General features: G+C 74.8%; 13 protein-coding genes. All 13 read left to right on the forward strand.

Going from position 1 to position 17,707, the window contains the following annotated elements; genetic code table 11:
- Nucleotide 1: 1 nt before the first annotated feature.
- Nucleotides 2-1,582, forward strand: coding sequence for a lipopolysaccharide biosynthesis protein (locus tag G3T38_RS11535; protein ID WP_163772455.1), 1,581 nt, complete (start codon nt 2-4; stop codon nt 1,580-1,582).
- Nucleotides 1,579-2,484, forward strand: a complete 906-nt coding sequence (locus G3T38_RS11540) for a sulfotransferase family protein (protein WP_163772456.1) — start codon at nt 1,579-1,581, stop codon at nt 2,482-2,484. The genes G3T38_RS11535 and G3T38_RS11540 overlap by 4 nt, the downstream gene beginning before the upstream one ends.
- A gap of 29 nt (nt 2,485-2,513) precedes the next feature.
- On the forward strand, nt 2,514-3,776 hold the full coding sequence (locus G3T38_RS11545) for a YncE family protein (protein WP_163772457.1): 1,263 nt from the start codon (nt 2,514-2,516) through the stop codon (nt 3,774-3,776).
- A gap of 5 nt (nt 3,777-3,781) precedes the next feature.
- Entirely contained in the window at nt 3,782-5,107 is a 1,326-nt protein-coding gene (locus tag G3T38_RS11550) for a hypothetical protein (protein WP_163772458.1), read from the forward strand.
- A 31-nt stretch (nt 5,108-5,138) separates the two neighbouring features.
- Nucleotides 5,139-5,996 carry a 3'(2'),5'-bisphosphate nucleotidase CysQ gene (locus G3T38_RS11555; RefSeq protein ID WP_338037604.1) on the forward strand — a complete coding sequence of 286 codons (858 nt, stop codon included), beginning with the start codon at nt 5,139-5,141 and terminating at the stop codon, nt 5,994-5,996.
- 265 nt (nt 5,997-6,261) lie between these two features.
- Nucleotides 6,262-7,272: a phosphate ABC transporter permease subunit PstC gene (gene pstC / locus G3T38_RS11560; RefSeq protein ID WP_163772459.1), complete on the forward strand. Its 1,011-nt coding sequence runs from the start codon at nt 6,262-6,264 to the stop codon at nt 7,270-7,272.
- Nucleotides 7,269-8,414: a phosphate ABC transporter permease PstA gene (pstA, locus tag G3T38_RS11565; protein WP_163772460.1), complete on the forward strand. Its 1,146-nt coding sequence runs from the start codon at nt 7,269-7,271 to the stop codon at nt 8,412-8,414. Before pstC ends, pstA begins: the two co-directional genes overlap by 4 nt.
- Nucleotides 8,414-10,066, forward strand: a complete 1,653-nt coding sequence (locus G3T38_RS11570; RefSeq protein ID WP_163772461.1) for a phosphate ABC transporter substrate-binding protein PstS — start codon at nt 8,414-8,416, stop codon at nt 10,064-10,066. Before pstA ends, G3T38_RS11570 begins: the two co-directional genes overlap by 1 nt.
- Nucleotides 10,063-12,642: a hypothetical protein gene (locus tag G3T38_RS11575; RefSeq protein ID WP_163772462.1), complete on the forward strand. Its 2,580-nt coding sequence runs from the start codon at nt 10,063-10,065 to the stop codon at nt 12,640-12,642. The genes G3T38_RS11570 and G3T38_RS11575 overlap by 4 nt, the downstream gene beginning before the upstream one ends.
- The gene (locus G3T38_RS11580) at nt 12,639-13,553 is read left to right on the forward strand and encodes a sortase domain-containing protein (RefSeq protein ID WP_163772463.1); all 915 of its coding nucleotides are present in this window, start codon (nt 12,639-12,641) and stop codon (nt 13,551-13,553) included. Before G3T38_RS11575 ends, G3T38_RS11580 begins: the two co-directional genes overlap by 4 nt.
- A 96-nt stretch (nt 13,554-13,649) precedes the next feature.
- Nucleotides 13,650-15,497, forward strand: a complete 1,848-nt coding sequence (locus tag G3T38_RS11585) for an Ig-like domain repeat protein (protein WP_163772464.1) — start codon at nt 13,650-13,652, stop codon at nt 15,495-15,497.
- Nucleotides 15,498-15,592: 95 nt separating this feature from the next.
- The gene (locus G3T38_RS11590) at nt 15,593-16,498 is read left to right on the forward strand and encodes a phosphate ABC transporter ATP-binding protein (protein ID WP_163772465.1); all 906 of its coding nucleotides are present in this window, start codon (nt 15,593-15,595) and stop codon (nt 16,496-16,498) included.
- Nucleotides 16,495-17,451, forward strand: a complete 957-nt coding sequence (locus G3T38_RS11595) for a lysozyme family protein (protein WP_194247573.1) — start codon at nt 16,495-16,497, stop codon at nt 17,449-17,451. The genes G3T38_RS11590 and G3T38_RS11595 overlap by 4 nt, the downstream gene beginning before the upstream one ends.
- Nucleotides 17,452-17,707 lie beyond the last annotated feature (256 nt).

The following is a 17,707-nucleotide window of genomic DNA, read 5'->3' on the forward strand; positions in this document are numbered from 1 at the left end:
GATGTCCGTCCCGTCCGTCCTCTCCGGTGCCGAGCCGGTCGCGCCCGTCGCGGCCGGCGGTCGGCGCGACCTCGCGCGCAGCGGCGCGGTCTCCCTCGTGGGTGCCGTGTTCGCCGCCGCGGGCGGCTTCGCGCTGACGGTGCTGGTGGGGCGGTTGTTCGGTGCCCACGTCGCGGGCCTCTACTACCAGGCCGTCGCCGTCTTCATGATCCTCAACGGCGTCGCGCTCGCGGGCAGCGACACCGGCATCGTCCGATCGGTCTCCGGACACCGGGCGGTCGGGCGTCACGCCCGCGCCTTCGCGGCGATGCGGTGGACCCTGACCCCGGTGCTCCTGTGGAGCCTGGTCGTCGCCCTCGCGCTGGGGGTCTCGGTCGAGCACGTCGTGGCCACGTTCCCGACCGACGACCGACCGGCGGTGGCGGCGTTCCTCTGGGTGCTCGTCGGGACGCTCGTGGTCTCCGCCGTCGGGCAGGCGTCGCTGAACGGCACCCGGGCGCTCGGCTCCGTCCTGCCCTTCGTGTGGCTCTACCAGGTGGCACTGCCGGTCACCCGTCTGCTGGGGGTCGCCCTCCTGTGGCTGCTCGACGCCCCGGTCGAGTGGCTCCTGCTCAGCTACGCGCTGCCCCTCGTGCTCCTCGACGTCGTCGCGACGACGCTCCTGGTGCGGGGGTTGGCGAGGGCGCGCCGTACGGCGGGGGAGCCGGCCCCGGCGGACGCTGAGGTGCCGGTGCGGGCCGAGCTCCGCGAGCTCTGGGGCTTCAACCTCCCGCGGGGCGTCGCGTCGTGCCTCGAGCTGGCCATCGTGTGGGCCGACGTGATCATCGTGGGCGTGCTGCTCGGGCCGGCCGCTGCGGGCGCGTGGGCGGCCGCGAGCCGGTTCGTCACCACCGGCACGATGGCGATGGAGGCCCTCCGCCTGCAGAGCGCGCCGGCCATGGCGGCGGCGTGGGCGCGGGGCGACCGGCGGGGGTACGACGAGGTCTACCGCGTCACGGCGGTCTGGCTGGTGCTCGTCTCGTGGCCGTTGTTCCTCGGCCTCGCGACGTGGTCGCCGCTCGTGCTCGGCCTCGTCGGTCCGGAGTTCGCGGAGGCGGCCCCGGCCCTGACCGTGATGGCGCTGGGCATGCTGGCCTACGTCGCGATGGGGAACGTGAACGCGGCCCTCCTCATGGCCGGCCGGAGCGGCATCACCGCCGGCAACACCGCGGTGGCGCTCGCGCTCAACATCACGCTCAACCTGGCGCTCGTGCCGTGGCTCGGGCTCACGGGCGCTGCCGTCGCCTGGGCCAGCTGCCTGACCCTCGACTCCGTGCTCTGCCTCGTCCGGGGGCGCCGCCTGGGGCTGCGCCTGCCCGTGCGCCAGGTCGCGCTCGCCGGCGCGGCAGCGCTGGTGGCCTTCGGCCTGCCCGGGCTCGCGGTGCACCTCCTGGCCGCGCCCACCGTGCCGGCGCTGGTGCTCCACGTGGTGGCCGGGCTCACCGGCTACGGCGTGCTGCTGCACCTCCTGCGCCGCCCCCTCGACCTGCCCGACGTCCGTTCCCTGATCCGCCGACCCCGTCCGAACCGGAGAAACCGATGAGCAGTCTCGACGACACTCGACTCGTCCGCCGTGCGAAGGACCTGGTGCCCGAGCCGGCGAAGGCCGGCGTGGCGGGCCTCGTGCGTCTCGCCGGCCAGGCGACCGCACCCCTGCGTCCCGGGGCGGACCTGCTCGTGGTGGGCGCGAAGCGCAGCGGCACCACGTTCCTGTGGTCCTCGCTGCTGGCGCACCCCCAGGTGCTCCCGCTCGTGCCCGCGGCGCAGCACATCAAGAGCCCGCACTGGTTCACGCGGTACTCGGGCCGACCGGAGAGCTGGTACCGCGGACACTTCCCCACGCAGCAGACCCGGCGTCGGCATGCCGCCCGCGCCGGCGCGGCGTTCACCGTGGAGGCCGACCCGCTGCTGCTCCACGACCCGCGGGCCGCGGGCCGCGCGCGGGCCGTGCTGCCCGGTGCGCGCGTCGTCGTGCTGCTGCGCGACCCCGTCGCCCGGGCGCACTCGCACTACCGCGAGCGGGTCAAGGCCGGGGTCGAGGGGCTCACCTTCGCGGAGGCCCTGGCGGCCGAGCCGGGGCGCACGGCCGGTGAGCTGGACCGCCTGCGCGAGCGTCCGGCGTACTACGCCCGGGCCTGGGACTGGTACGCCTACCGCGCGCGCGGCGAGTACGCAGGCCCCGTCGCGGCCTGGATGGCGGCGTACGGCGAGGGCCGCGTGCTCGTGCTGCGCAGCGAGGACCTCTACGCCGACCCGACGGGCACGCTCCGCCGGGTCACCGACTTCGCCGGGATGGACCCGGTGGCGGCCGGACCCTCGTCGACCAGGCGCAACCGTGCGCCCGGGGTCGACCTCGACGACGCGGTCGCCGAGGAGCTGAGGGCTCACTACGAGCCGCACAACAAGGACCTGGCGCGACTGCTGGGGACGGAGATCTGGTGGTGAGCACGATGACGAGACGGATGACGACACGGATGACGACACGCGGGTGGGCCGCCCTGGCTGCGCTGTGCGTGGCGCTGGGCCTGCAGCTGGTGACGCCGCCCGCGCAGGCGCTGGTGTCGACGACGCCCGCGGCGATGGAGCAGACGAACGGGCCCGTCTGGGCCTCCGAGATGGCGGCCGGGCGGATCTACGTGGGCGGTGCGTTCACCTCGACGCGACCCTCGGGCGCGGCGGCGGGCACGAACGAGTCCGGGCAGGCGCACCTGGTGGCGATCGACGCCGCGACGGGCAAGCGCATCACCGGCTTCGCGCCCGTGCTGCGCAACTCGTGGGACGGATCGCCGGGCACGGTGCACGCCATGGCGCTGTCGCCGGACAAGGCGACGCTGTACGTGGGCGGCGACTTCAACGAGGTGAACGGTCAGAAGGCCGAGCACCTCGCTGCGTTCGACACCGCGACCGGGCGCTTCCTCGGCCAGGTGGGCTGGAACGGCGTCAACGGCAGCGTGCGGGCGCTCGAGGTCTCGCCCGACGGCGCGACCCTCTACGTCGGCGGCATCTTCAGCGTCGCCAACTGGAGCTCCCGCGACCGGCTGGCCGCGTTCGACCTGGCCGGCGGCGGCCTGACGTCCTGGCAGCCGAAGATGAGCGTCGCGGTGCCCGGTGAGGGCCTGCGCCCCACGGCCCTCGCCGTCTCGGGTGACGGCGCCAAGGTCTTCGTCGGCGGCACGTTCCAGCAGATGAACGGCGTCGCCTACCAGGGCGTCGCCGCCGTCAACGGCACCACCGGCGCCAACGCCAGCGGCTTCGGTCGCAGCTACCTGCTGGCTCCGACGAACTGGGCGACGACGCTCGAGGTGGCGGACGGGGTGCTCTACATGGGCGGCCGCGACGACCGCTCCGGGTCGTCGGCGCGCAAGGAGGGCGTGCAGGCCATCACGGTCTCCAACGGCCAGGTGAGGTGGTTCGCGCGCTGCTACGGCGACACCTTCGACGTGCTCGTCCAGGGCAGTGACGTGTACGTCGCGTCCCACGCCCACGACTGCAGCGCCGCCGGCGGGTTCGGCGAGACCAGCCCGACCCGCTACGTCGCCATGCACGTGCTGGACCGGAGCACGGGCCGGGTGCGCAGCGGGTTCCAGGTGACCACGAGCGGCACGACGTCCAACCAGGACTCCCTGCTGCTGTCCCGCACGCTCGCCAGCGACGGGTCGCAGGTCGTCATGGGCGGCGGGTTCGACTGGGTGCAGAACCAGCGCCAGGCCAACCTGGCGCGGTTCACGGCGCGCTGAGGGCGGTGGCGCTCGTCATGCACGTCGCGCCGGGAGAGGTCGAGGGCCGGGGGCACGCCCCCGACCCGGACCCCGCCTGGGCGCGCACGGCTGCGGTCGTGTGGCCGTCGGTCGACGAGCCGGGACGCACGGCGGCCCGTCCCGCGGCGCGGCGGCGTCGGGGCGACGTCCCGCGCGAGCGGTACCGGCTCGTGCGCTTCGAGGGGAGGGTGCGCTTCGCGGTGGACGCCGGGCTGGGCCGCCGCGCGCGCCGGGCGGTGCTGCGCTACGGCAACGACCTGCGCGCGCCGTCCCGTCGCTGGGCCCGGCGGCTCGTCGGTTCCTGGTTCCTCCTCGGCGCGGGCGACCGGGTGGGGGACCTCGTGGCGGTGCCCGGGGACGACGACGCGCTGGGTCTGCGCACGGCAGCCGCGGCCGCGCTGGGCTGCGACGAGGGCACGGTGCACCTCAGCTTCGCGGTGATCGACCGGGAGGGCAGTGCCCGTCCCACGGTGCTCGTCTCCGACGGGCGCGGGCGGCCACGGCTGTTCCTCAAGGTCGGGGCGGGTGCGGCCCGGCTCGCCGCGCTCGAGCGGGAGCACGACGCCACCGACGTCGCGGCGGCCCGCAGCCACCGCGAGGACGTGGGGATCCTCGTGCCCCGTCCCGTGCTCCTGCACCGGGCGGGTCAGGGGGGTGCCCTGGGCCTGACCCCGCTGCCCGACGACGTCACGCCCGTCGACGCGGAGGACCCGACCCCGACGTGGCGGGTGCTCGACCGGCTCGTGGCGGCCGGCCCGACGTCCGCGCCCCGTCTCGAGGACTCGCCGTGGCTGCGGCGCCTGCTCGCCGACGCCCGGGGACTGCGCGACGGACGGGGGCCGCTCGGCGTACCGGTCGGACCGGTCGTCGCCCACCTCGGTCGACGCGCGGTGGAGATGGCGGCCGAGTACCACCGGCACCACGGTGACGCGTTCCTGCTCCACGGGCTGCGGCACGGCGACTGGTCCCCGTGGAACCTCGGTTGGACGGGCACGGGCGCGCAGCGCCGGCTCGTCGCGTGGGACTGGGAGTTCGGGGAGGCGGAGGCGCCGGTCGCCCTCGACCGGCACAACTGGCAGTTCGCGCGCGCCACGAGCGTCGACCGCGTCGCGGCCGGGCCGGCAGCGCGGGCGCTGCTCGAACGCAGCACGACGGACGGCCCCGCCGCCCTGGGCACGAGCCCGTTGACCGCCCGCCTGTTCCTCCTCGACATGGCGGTACGGCGCGCGTTGCTCGCTGCCGCGGGCGAGCGCCGCGCGGTGGAGGCGGCCTCGGCCCTGCTCGACGTGCTGGCTGCGGACGTCGTCTGATCCAGGGCCCCGCGCGCTCTAGGCTGGCGGCGTGCCCGACACCACGAGCCCGTCCGACCCGTCCCCGCGGTCCACCCCCCAGCACGGCACCGACGATCCGCTGGTCGCCGCCCTCGCGGGCCTCGACGACCACCGGCTCGCCGAGCGGCTGGCGACGCTCGCGGGGGAGCGGCTCGTCGACCTGCGCACGACGGCCGTGGCCGAGTCGTGGGACACGACCGACCTGAAGGACGCGGGCGACCGCGCCGCGCACGTGCTGCTGACCGGGCTGCTCGCCCGGCTGAGGCCGGGGGATGCCGTCCTCTCCGAGGAGGGGGCCGACGACCCGGCCCGCCTCGACGCGGACCGGGTCTGGATCGTCGACCCCCTCGACGGCACCCGGGAGTTCGGCGAGCCGCCCCGCGACGACTGGGCGGTGCACGTGGCGCTCTGGGAGCGGGGCGCCGGCGCCCCGGGCGAGGTCGGCGACCTGACGGCCGGTGCCGTCGCCCAGGCCGCGCTCGGCGAGACCTGGAGCACCGCCGACGTGCCGGTGCCCCCGCCGTACGACGCGGGAGTGCCGCGCCTCGTCGTCAGCCGCAGCCGCCCGCCGGCGGTGAGCGACGTCGTCGCCGGCGCGATCGGCGCCCGGCTGGTGCCCATGGGCTCCGCGGGCGCGAAGGTGATGGCGGTCGTGCGGGGCGTGGCGGACGTCTACGTGCACGCCGGGGGCCAGTACGAGTGGGACTCCGCCGCGCCGGTCGCCGTCGCGCGGGCCGCGGGCCTCCACACGAGCCGGATCGACGGGTCGCCGCTGCGCTACAACGCCGCCGACGTCTACCTGCCCGACCTGGTCGTCTGCCGCACCGAGCTCGCCGACGCCGTGCTCGCGGCGATCGCGGCCGGCTGAGACCCGCCGGCCCGTCCAGACCGGTCCAGTCCGGGGACCGTCCGTCACGGGTGGGTCCTAGCCCGTCCGGGCCATGCCCGCACCACCCCTCCTGACCCCTCCCGGGGACCCGGGATAGCCCCGTCGGGCTGCTGTGCCGAGGGGCCGGTCGGCGTTGGTCCGACGTTCACCGGAAGCGGTCGGTCCGTTGGCGGACCGCCCCCAGATTTCCCGTCGGTCCGCGGCCGTCAGGTGGTCGCCCGCACCCGATGGGGGACACCCACCCGTGACGACGGTTCCGACGCAGCACGACGAGGTCGAGGCGCTCCCGCGCGCGATCTCCCGACGCCCGACCGGCGCGGACCGGGTGTTCGTGCACGGTTTCCGGGCGATCGGGGCGACGGTGCTCGTCGTCACCGGCAGCATCGGGCTCTTCCTCGCCTGGCAGGCCGTGCCGACGCTGCGGCACTACGGGCTCTCGTTCTTCACCGAGGAGGCCTGGGCCCCCGAGCAGGGCACGGTCGGGATCGCCGGGATCCTCGTCGGCACGGTCTCCGTGGCGGGCGTCGCGCTGGTCATCGCGTTCCCGCTCGCCCTGCTGACGGCGCTGTTCATCTCCGAGTACGCCCCGCACTCGGTGCGTGCCACCCTCGTGTCGTTGGTCGACCTCATGGCGGCGGTACCGAGCATCGTGTACGGGCTCTGGGGCGCCCTGCTCGTGCAGCCGTACGCCGCGGAGATCGCCCGCTGGCTCCACGGCACGCTCGGCTGGATCCCGCTCTTCGACGTCCCGAGCGCCGACCCGGACGCCGCGGTCTGGGACCAGACCCGCTACATCGCCAGCGCGTTCTGCGCCGCGATCGCGGTGGCGATGATGGTGCTGCCGATGTCGTGCGCGGTGATGCGCCAGGTCTTCAGCCAGACCCCGCAGGCGGAGAAGGAAGCCGCCCTCGCCCTGGGCGCCACGCGCTGGGGGATGGTGCGCACCGTCGTGCTGCCCTTCGGACGCGGCGGCATCGTCGGCGGCACCATGCTCGGCCTGGGTCGTGCGCTGGGCGAGACCATCGCGGTCTACCTGATCATCAGCCCCGCGTTCGACATCAAGCCGCACGTCCTCGAGGTCGGCACCAACACCGTGGCCGCGCTCATCGCCGCCCGCTTCGGCGACGCCAGCGCCGCCCAGCTCTCGGCCCTGCTCGCCGCCGGGTTCGCGCTGTTCCTCATCACGCTGGCGGTCAACACGCTCGCCGCGATCATCGTCAACCGCAGCCGCTCGGGACAGGGGACGGACGCATGACCACGGCTCCCGAGCGCCCCGTCCTCGACGAGGCCCGCCACGCCGCCGTACCGCCGCGGACGGTGCTGCCCGTGACCGAACCGACCGCTCCGCCCCCCGTGCGCCGGACGGGCCTGGGGCGCGCGACCGCCGAGGAGCGCGTCGCCCGCGCGGGTGCGTGGGTCGCGGGCTTCGCCCTGGCCTGGCTGCTGACACAGCGGGTGCTGCCGCTGCCCTCCGTCGGCTGGCTGCTCGTGCTGTGGTTCGTGCTCGGCATGGGCCTCGTCGCCGTCACCACGGCCCTCGTCGGCGACCGCAACGAGGTTGCCGACCAGCTGGTGCGGTCCGCCGTGACGGTCGGTGCCCTCGTCGTCGGCGCGGCGCTCGTCAGCGTCATGGTCTTCACCCTGGCGAAGGGCTGGCGTCCGCTCCTGCACCTCAACTTCCTCACCGACGACATGGCGGGCATCGGCCCGCGGGACGCCTTCGACCGGGGCGGGATCCTCCACGCCGTCGCGGGCTCCCTCATCCAGCTGGGCATCGCGATCGCGATCACGGTGCCGCTCGGCATCGGCACCGCGGTGTTCATGACGGAGGTCGGCGGTCGGTTCGCCACCGTCGTGCGGACCGTCGTCGAGGCCATGACCGCGCTGCCCTCCATCGTGGCCGGGCTGTTCGTCTACACGGTGATGGTGGTCGCGCTCGGCTACCCCCGCTCCGGCCTGGCGGCCGGTCTGGCCATCGCCGTCATGATGCTGCCGATCATCGCCCGGGCCTCCGACGTCGTGCTCCGCGTCGTGCCGAGCGGGCTCCGCGAGGCGGGCCTGGCCCTGGGGGCCAGCCGCTGGCGCGTCGTCTGGCACGTCGTGCTGCCGACCGCCCGGCCCGGTCTGGCGACGGCCCTGATCCTCGGCGTCGCCCGAGGCGTCGGCGAGACCTCACCCGTGCTGCTCACGTCCGGCGCGGCGCCGTTCCTCACGCTCGACCCGACGTCGGGGTTCATGAACTCCCTGCCGCTCTACGTCTTCAGCACCGTGCGCTCCGGCGAGCCCCAGGCCATCGCCCGCGGCTTCGCCGCCGCGAGCGTGCTGCTCGTGCTGGTGCTCGTGCTGTTCGTCACCGCCCGGCTCCTGGCCCGTGGCCCGCTCTCGAAGAGGTCCTGATGCGACTCCCCGTCCCGCCCCGCCCCCGGCGCGCCGCCCGGTCGTCCCGGGTGCTCCGGCCCGCCGCCCTCGTCGCCACCCTCCTCCTGCTGCTGGGGACGACGTCCGGCAACGCGGCCGCCGCGCGCTCGGTCGTCTACGCCCAGATCGAGGGCACGGGGTCGACGTGGAGCCAGCTCATCGTCGAGCAGTGGATCGCCGACGTCGAGGCCACCGGCATGCGCGTCGCCTACACGGGCGGGGGCTCGTCCCTCGGCCGCAAGAACTTCGCCCAGGGCAGCACCGACTTCGCGATCTCGGAGATCCCCTACCAGGGGGTCGACGAGTTCGGCAACGCCGACACCGCGGGCAACCGGCAGTTCGCCTACCTGCCGATCGTCGCGGGCGGCACGGCCTTCACCTACCAGCTGAAGGTGGGCAACCAGCAGGTGCGCAACCTGCGGCTGTCGGGGGACACGATCGCCAAGATCTTCACCAACCAGATCACGAGCTGGGACGACCCGGCGATCAAGGCCGACAACAACGGCCGCACGTTCCCCAAGATCCCCATCACGCCGGTCGTGCGCGCCGACGGCTCGGGCACCACGGCCCAGTTCACGGCGTGGCTGGCGGCGCGCCACGGCAGCACGTGGAAGTCCCTCTTCCCCCGGGGCACGCTGACGTCGTACTTCCCGAGGGAGGGACGCGCGATCGCCCAGGCCGGCTCCGACCAGGTGATGAACACGGTCGCGAGCTCGTCGGGCAACGGCACGATCGGGTACGTCGAGTACTCCTACCCGGTCAACGAGGACTACCCGGTCGTCAAGGTGCTCAACGAGGGCGGGTACTACGTCGAACCGACCCAGTACAACGTCGCGGTGGCCCTGACCCAGGCCCGGATCAAGACCGAGGACCCGTCGGCGTCCGACTACCTGACCCAGGACCTGCGGGGCGTCTACGCCGCGACGGACCCGCGGGCCTACCCCCTGTCGTCGTACTCCTACATGATCATCCCGGTCGGCGCCCAGGACCGGCGCATGACGACCGCGAAGCGGCAGACGCTCGTCGACTTCATGTACTACTCGCTCTGCCAGGGCCAGACGAAGGCCGGTCCCTACGGCTACTCGCCGCTGCCGCTCAACCTCGTGCAGGCGGGCTTCACCCAGCTCGCCCGGCTCGGCACGGCCGACAGCGGCGTCGAGCTCGCCAACCGCGACGTACGGTCCTGCAACAACCCGACCTTCAACGGTCGCAACTTGAACGAGAACCGGCTCGCGACCGTCGCGCCGGCACCGGCGGCCTGCGACAGGCAGGGCGCGGGACCGTGCGGCACCGACACCGGCACCGGTGAGCCCTCCACCGACGACCCCGCCGCGGGCGGGAGCGGCGGGGCCGCCGGGGGAGGCGGTACGGCGACAGGCCCGGCCGGTGCCGGCACCGGGACCGCCCCGGTGGCGGCCGACGTGCAGGTCGACCCGACGACCGGCCAACCGGTGGCCGCCGCGGCGACGGGCGGGGGAGCCGTCTTCGCGAACCCGCTCGAGCTGACCTCCGACCGGCCGGGGGACCGGGGACCGTTCGCCTGGGTGGTCGCCGCCGAGGTGCTGGCCCTCGTCTTCCTGCCCGCGATGATCACCGTCTGGCTTCGCCGCCGTCAGCAGGCCTCGCGATGAGGCGGCGGCTCGCGGCGGTCCGCGGTCGGGCGCTGGCCGGCCTGCTGCTCGCCGCGGCGGTGCTCGTCGGGCTGCCCTCCGCCGAGGTCCCGCCCGCCCAGGCGGCGCCGGCATCGGACGGCTTCGAGCAGACCCGCACGCTCGAGCGCACCTTCACCGAGGCGGACGGCACCCGCGAGGTGGTCGACAGCCGTGACGTCACCGTGACGGTCGACAAGACGCAACAGCTGCGCTCGCGCGAGCGGGTGCACGTCAGCTGGTCGGGCGCGCGCCCGAGCGGCGGCCGGGCGGCGGACCCCTACGGCGAGACGGGACTGGCGCAGGAGTACCCGGTCGTCGTCCTGCAGTGCCGGGGCCTCGACGATCCCGACCTGCCCGCCGCGCAGCGGCTCTCCCGCGACACCTGCTGGACCTCGACCCGGGCCCAGCGCTCGCAGAGCCTGCCCGACCGCACCGCCGTGTGGCGCCACGACACCGCCGCCACCGAGGAGGAGCGGTCCGCGCGGGCGGGGACGGCGCCACTGGCGGACGCAGCGACCTGCCCCGCCGCCGACGGCTTCTCGACCTGGGCGACCGGGTTCACCGCCGCGGACGGCGACCGGTTCGCCTCCTGCAGCGCCGAGTCGATGGCGCCCGAGGCGGCGGTCGACGGCGCGCTGCCGCCGGCCGAGGTCGCGGCCTTCACCGACGCCGACGGCCGCGGGTCGGTCGATCTCGAGGTGCGCACCGACGTCGAGAACGCCTCGCTCGGCTGCAACGCGACGACCCCGTGCTCCATCGTCGTCATCCCGATCATGGGCCTGTCCTGCGACACCGATCCCGAGTGCCGACGCAGCGGTCGCTGGCTCGAGGGTTCCAGCAACTACGCCGCCGAGGGTGTCGACCTCGCCGTCTCGCCCGCGCTGTGGTGGTCGGCGTCGAACTGGCAGCACCGGTTCTCCGTCCCGCTGACCTTCGGTCTCGCCCCCAACGTCTGCGACGTGCTCGACCCACGGGCGCCGGTCGGGTTCTACGGCTCCGAGCTGCTCGCGCAGGCCTCGCTGCAGTGGGCACCGGCCTACTGCCTCGAGGACGGGCGCTTCAAGTTCCAGCACAACCGGATGAGCGACGAGGCGGGCTTCGCCCTCATGGAGAGCGGCGAGGGCGCGGCGGCGCTCGTGTCCGGTCCGCACGACGCCCGGGGCACGACCACGACCGCCTTCGGGCCGACCGCCGTCACCGGGTTCGGCATCGCCTACGTCGTCGACCGGCCCGGCAACGCCGGACCCGTCGAGGGTCTGCGGCTGAACGCGCGCCTCGTCGCGAAGCTGCTGACGCAGTCGTACGTCGCGTCCGACCTGGGGCGCGGACATCCCGGCATGGCGGACAACCCGACCTCGATCAACCAGGACCCCGAGTTCATCGCGCTCAACCCCGACCTCGATCAGATCGCGCGAGAGGCCGCGGCGACCGTGCTCTCGATCTCGGAGTCCTCAGACGTCATCGGCGCGCTGACGGCGTACGTCGCGGCCGACCCCGATGCAGCTGCCTTCGTGCGCGGCGAGCCGGACCCCTCGGGCATGCGGGTCAACCCCTCCTACGCTCGGATGGCCCTGCCCGTGCGGGACTTCCCGCTGCTCGACACCTACGTGCCGCCGAGCGAGCAGGACTGCCTCAAGGCCAACCCGACCGTGTACTTCAACCAGGTCGCCGCGCCCGTCACGACGCTGCGGCGGGTGGCCGAGGCCGTGCTCGACGCCTGGCCCAACGTGCAGACGAAGTGCGAGCGGGCCTCGGCCAACGATCCGTGGAAGGTGGGGCGCGTCAACCGGCAGGGGCTCGGCACCCGGTTCATGCTCGGTATCGTCAGCCTCGGTGACGCCGCCCGCCTCGGGCTGTCCGTCGCCGAGCTCGAGACCCGGGACGGCACGTTCGTGGGACCGACGACGGAGGGGCTGACGAAGGCGGTCGCCCTGGCCCGGCCCGCCACCGACACCGTCGGCGTGGCGGAGGCCGGGGTCGCGCCGTACGTCGTCGACCAGGCGGAGGTGCGGCAGGCAGGCGACGCCTACCCGGGGACCCTCGTCGTGCACACGGTGGCCCGCACCCACGGGTTGTCGGCGGAGCAGGCCGAGGACGTCGCGCAGTTCCTCCGGGTGGCCACGACCGAGGGCCAGCGGCCCGGGCGCGGCAACGGGGCGCTGCCGGAGGGGTACCTGCCGATCGTCGACGCCGGCGCGACCGCTCCGCTCTGGCGCAGCGCGCAGCGCGCGGCCGAGCTGGTCGCCGCCCAGGAGGCACCGCCGGCCGCGCCCCCGGTCGCTCCCGGCGCCGGCGGGGGAGCCCCGTCGTTCCCCGCCGGGGGAGGCGTGGGCGCGCTGCCGGGCACCCTCCCGGCAGTGGACGCCCCTGCTGCTGGTGGCGGAGCGCCGCAGCCAGGTGCGCCGGCGACGGTCACCTCCGCCGCCACCGCGCCCGTGAGCTCGCCCTGGACGTCGAGCGCGCTGCTCCCCCTGCTGCTGGTCCTCACCCTCGTCGGTGCGCTCGGCGGGGCCGTCGGGCGGGTCCTCCTCGTCGTGCGGGGAGCCCGGTCGTGAGCGCCGACGTGGCGGATCGCGCCACCGAGGCGGCTCCGTCGGGCCCGACACGGCCAGCCGGACCGCCACGCACGCGGCTCGAGGTCGGCTCGTCCGCCGCGTTCACGCTCGCGCTGCTGAGCCTGACCCTGCTGCTCCACCTGATGGTGCTGTCCGGGGTCTCGCAGGCGCGGGAGCAGGCGGTCCTCTACGACGCCTTCCGTGCCGACGTGGCGGGCGGCTTCGTCCCCGTCGGGCCCACGGCCGAGGTCGGCTCGGCCGTCGCGCTGCTGACGATCCCCGCCATCGGCGTCGACGAGGTGGTCGTCGAGGGGAGCGCGTCGGGCGACCTGCGGGCAGGCCCGGGGCACCGTCGCGACACCGTGCTCCCGGGCCAGGTGGGCGTCAGCGTCGTGCAGGGCCGGGCCGTGACCTACGGCGGGCCCTTCGCCCGCCTCGACGAGCTCGCCGTGGGCGACGTGGTCGAGGTGGTCGGAGCCCAGGGCCGCCAGCGCCTCGCCGTCACGGGCCTCCGGCGCGCGGGCGACCCGCTGCCCGGTCCGCTCGCCGACGGCGAGGCCCGTCTGACGCTCGTCACCGCGGCGACCGACACGTCCCTCGGTCCGTTCGGCACGGGAGAGGTGCTCTACGTCGACACCTCCACCGTGCCCGTGGACGGCGAGGGCTTCCCGGCGCCGGGCGGCGTGCCCGGCGCCGTACCCGCGGGGGAGAAGCCCCAGCACGTCGACACCGCGGCGCTGCCCCTGCTCGCCCTGCAGCTCGGCGGGCTCTGCGTCGCCGTCGTCGGCATCGCCCTGCTCCGCCGCCGGGTCACGGGGGCCCTCGTGTGGGTCGTCAGCACCCCCGTCGTGCTCGCGCTCGCGTGGGCGACCGCCGACAGCGCGTCCCGGCTCCTCCCCAACCTCCTCTGACCCTTCCTCGCGCACCATCCGCTCCTCCCGCTCCACCCCACCCGAGAAGAACGCACCGCGATCGCGGTGCTCAGCAGATGACAGGAGATCCACCCGATGTTCGCTCGTCCGCTCCTCTCCACCGTGCTCGCCGGGTCGCTGGCGACCGCCGCGCTCGCCCTGGGCTCGCTCGCCCCCGCCTCGGCCGACCCGGCCGCCCCGCCCGCCGCCGGTGACATCGTCGGCGTCGGCTCCGACACCAGCCAGTTCGTGCTCGACAACCTCGCCGACGGTGCGACCGTCGGCGGCACGTCGGTGCCGGGCTACAACGCCGGGGTCACCACCGGCAAGCTGCGGAGCTTCCACGCCCTCACGGCCGGCACCAGCGCGCAGATCGTCGTGCGCCAGGGCTCGCAGCCGATCAACCGCCCCAACGGCTCGGGACAGGGCAAGGCGACGCTCTACAACCCCTCGAACCCGAACATCGACTTCGCGCGCTCCTCCTCGGCGCTCAACGACGCCGAGGTCAACGCCGGCCTCTACGCCTACCCGTTCGCGGTCGACGGTCTCGGGCTCGCGACGGCCCGCACGACCAACGCGCCGGCCACCCTGACGTCGGCGCAGATCGTCGGGATCTACCAGGGCACGATCAAGAACTGGAGCGAGGTCGGCGGCAAGGCGGGCACGATCGTCCCGCAGATCCCCCAGTCGGGCTCCGGCACGCGCTCGTTCTTCACCTCCGAGCTGAAGAAGCTCAACGGGGGCGTCGACGTCACGCTGGCCGCGACGGTGGTGGACGTGCAGGAGCACGACGACGCCACCGTGAAGTCAAACCCCAACGCGATCGCGCCGTTCTCGACCGGCCGCGCCGAGCTGGCCGGCACCGTCACCATCGTCGGCGGGTTCACCGCCAAGCGTGCCCTGTACAACGTGGTGCGCGCGGCCGACCGCACCCGCCTCGCCGGCGTCTTCGGCGCCGACGGGTTCGTGTGCTCCACCGACGCGCGGCCGCTCATCGAGGCCGCGGGCTTCGACCAGCTCGCCCGTGACGAGTTCGGCGGCGTCTGCGGCGAGGCGACCCAGACCGCCACGTCGAACTTCACCACCAACGAGGTCGTCGTGACCGGAACGACCCTCGCCGCGTCCTCGCCGTCGGCGGGCAGCGTGGCGTTCGCCGCGACGGTCGACGCGAAGGGCGCCGACGTCTCCGCCGGCACCGTCGAGCTCCTCGAGGGCACGACCAAGGTCGCCACGGCGCGCTTCGCGCAGGGCAGGTTCGCCACGACGCTGACCGGTGTCTCCGCGGGCAGCCACAGCTACACGGCGCGCTACGTGCCCGCGGCCGGCGTGCTGCAGGAGGGCTCCACCTCGGCAGCCACCTCCGTCGTCGTCCGGGTCGCGCCCGTGCTCCGTGCCGGTGTGTCGCCGAGCCGCAGCAGCTTCGGCCAGGCCCGGGTGTTGTCGGCCGTGGTCACCACGCCGAGCGGCGCCGCGGCCACCGGCCAGGTCCGCTTCACCTTCGGCGGCGCCCGCACCACGGTGGCCCTCGACGCCAACGGCAAGGCGACCCTGACCGCCGGGGCCTCGACGCCCGCGGGCGCCTACGCCATCAAGATGGAGTACCTCGGCAACGACGCCCTCGTCCCCGCCTCCGCGTCGGGCACCCACACCATCCAGAAGGCGACGCCGGCCATCGGCGAGACGTTCCCGTCGGCCGTGTCCACCAGCGCGTCCGGCACCCGGGGGACCGTCGTCGTCAACGTGCCCGGCGTGCAGCAGGCCATCAGCGGCAGCGTGACGATCTACGCCGGCAGCAAGGTCTTCGCCCGCGGAACGGTGAGCCGCGGCGTCGCCACCATCACCCTGCCGAAGGTCGGCCGCGGCACGCACACCCTGCGCGCGGTCTACTCCGGCGACCGCAGCGTCAACGGCCGCAGCCAGACCTTCACGGTCACCGGTCGCTGACCCACCCGCCGGACCGCTCCACCGCACACCCCGGCCCGCCGTCGTCGGACACCGTCCGGCGGCGGCGGGCCACCCCCGTGAGAGGAACCAGACCCATGCGCCACGACTCCGTCGTCCCCGCCCCGGCGGCGTTCGACCTGTACGCCGACGACCAGGCCACCACCGTCATCCCGGCCGTCCCCGGGGAGGTGCCGGGCGGTGCGCCCGCGGCGTACCGTGTCGCGGCAGGCGGCGAGCTCGAGGCGCGCGAGGTGTCGGCGTGGTTCGGCGAGCGGCTGGTGCTCGACCGCGTCTCGCTGACGATGCCGGCACGGAGCGTCACCGCGCTCATCGGACCCTCCGGGTGCGGGAAGTCGACCTTCCTGCGCATCCTCAACCGCATGCACGAGCTGGTGCCCTCGGCGGCGCTGGCGGGCGAGGTGCTCCTCGACGGCGAGGACGTCTACGACCCGCGGCGGAAGCTGACCGACGCCCGTCGCTCGATCGGGATGGTGTTCCAGAAGCCGAACCCGTTCCCGGCCATGTCGATCCGGGAGAACGTGCTCGCCGGACTGCGCCTCACCGGCACGAAGGCGTCGCGCGCCGAGAAGGACGAGCTGGTCGAGAGCTCGCTCGTGCGGGCCGGTCTGTGGACCGAGGTGCGGGACCGGCTCAGCGCGCCCGGCGGCGGCCTGTCGGGCGGTCAGCAGCAGCGGCTGTGCATCGCCCGTTCCCTGGCGGTGCGGCCCGAGGTGCTGCTCATGGACGAGCCGTGCTCGGCGCTCGACCCCACCTCGACCCGCGTGATCGAGGAGACGATGACGGAGCTCGCCCGCGAGATCACGATCGTCATCGTCACCCACAACATGCAGCAGGCGCGGCGGGTCTCGCAGACCTGCGCGTTCTTCCTCGCCGCGCAGGGCACTCCCGGTGTGATCGTCGAGCACGGGGATACTGACGCCATGTTCTCCACACCCCGCGACCAGCGCACGAGCGACTACGTCAACGGCCGCTTCGGGTGACGTCGCCGGGTCCGCGGCGGCCGGCGCCGCGGAGCCAGCCAAGGCCGCGGGGGACCGCGGCGAAGAAGACGGCCGCCAAGAAGACGGCCGCCAAGAAGACGGCCGCCACGAAGACTGCGGCGAGGAAGCCTGCGTCGCGGTCGGCGGGTCGCGCGCCGACCGCCGCCCAGCGCCGACGCCGGGCGGCGCAGCGGCGGCAGCGGGCACGGCGCCTCGTCGTACCCCTCGTCGTCGCGGTGCTCGGGCTCGCCCTCGTCGGCACCGCCTGGTGGCTCGGCCGCGACACCCCGGCACCGGCGCCGGAGGCGGGCACGTCCGCGCCCGGCGGGGTGGTGCCGCCGGCGTCCGACCCCGCGCCGATCGTGCCGGCCGGACGCCCCGTCGTCCCCGTCGTCGACGCCGCCTGGACGGCGCAGGTCGCCGAGGCGACGGGGATCCCGCCGGTGGCGGTCAACGCGTACGCCGTGGCCGAGCTGCGCCTGCGCACCGAGGCGCCGTCGTGCTCGATGGGGTGGTCGACGCTGGCCGGCATCGGGTGGGTCGAGTCCCACCACGGCTCGATCCACGGCAGCATCCTCGGCCTCGACGGCCGCGCGGAGCCCCCCATCGTGGGCCCGGCGCTCGACGGGACCGGCGGGTTCGCCGCCATCCCGTCCGACCCGCTGCTCGCCGCGTGGCACGGCGACCCGACGTGGGACCACGCGGTCGGTCCGCTCCAGTTCATCTCCTCGACGTGGGACCGCTGGCGTTCCGACGGCGACGGCGACGGCGTGATGGACCCCAACGACCTCGACGACGCGGCCTACGCCGCCGCCCGCTACCTCTGCCACGACGGCCACGACCTCGCGACGGGGGAGGGCTGGGCCGAGGCGGTGTTCTCCTACAACCACGACGACGCCTACGTCGCATCGGTCTACGCGGCAGCGAGCGGGTACGCGGCCTCCGCCGGCTGAGCCCCGCCCGGCCCGCCCCGGCGGCCCGGCCCGGCTCGGCCCGGCCCCGCCCGGCCCCGCCCGGCCCCGGCCCGGCGCAGGAAAACGCGGACGGCCGAGGAAAGTGCGCGGGCCGCACGACGCGGAGGAAGAAAACGCGGACCCGAACCCGCGACACGCCGAGGTCCCGGGCCCTCCGGTCCGCGTTTTCATTCCCCGGGTCCGCGCCCGGTCCGCGTTTTCATTCCCCGGGTCCGCGCCCGGTCCGCGTTTTCAT

It is taken from the genome of Nocardioides zeae (assembly GCF_010686755.1).
Taxonomy (GTDB): Bacteria; Actinomycetota; Actinomycetes; order Propionibacteriales; family Nocardioidaceae; genus Nocardioides; species Nocardioides zeae.

What these genes read in the sequence shown, in the direction of transcription:
- G3T38_RS11535 (WP_163772455.1), top strand. Translation starts at nt 2, where the DNA reads ATGTCCGTCCCGTCCGTCCTCTCCGGTGCCGAGCCGGTCGCGCCCGTC.
- G3T38_RS11540 (WP_163772456.1), top strand. Translation starts at nt 1,579, where the DNA reads ATGAGCAGTCTCGACGACACTCGACTCGTCCGCCGTGCGAAGGACCTG.
- G3T38_RS11545 (WP_163772457.1), top strand. Translation starts at nt 2,514, where the DNA reads ATGACGACACGCGGGTGGGCCGCCCTGGCTGCGCTGTGCGTGGCGCTG.
- pstA (WP_163772460.1), top strand. Translation starts at nt 7,269, where the DNA reads ATGACCACGGCTCCCGAGCGCCCCGTCCTCGACGAGGCCCGCCACGCC.
- G3T38_RS11570 (WP_163772461.1), top strand. Translation starts at nt 8,414, where the DNA reads ATGCGACTCCCCGTCCCGCCCCGCCCCCGGCGCGCCGCCCGGTCGTCC.
- G3T38_RS11575 (WP_163772462.1), top strand. Translation starts at nt 10,063, where the DNA reads ATGAGGCGGCGGCTCGCGGCGGTCCGCGGTCGGGCGCTGGCCGGCCTG.
- G3T38_RS11585 (WP_163772464.1), top strand. Translation starts at nt 13,650, where the DNA reads ATGTTCGCTCGTCCGCTCCTCTCCACCGTGCTCGCCGGGTCGCTGGCG.
- G3T38_RS11590 (WP_163772465.1), top strand. Translation starts at nt 15,593, where the DNA reads ATGCGCCACGACTCCGTCGTCCCCGCCCCGGCGGCGTTCGACCTGTAC.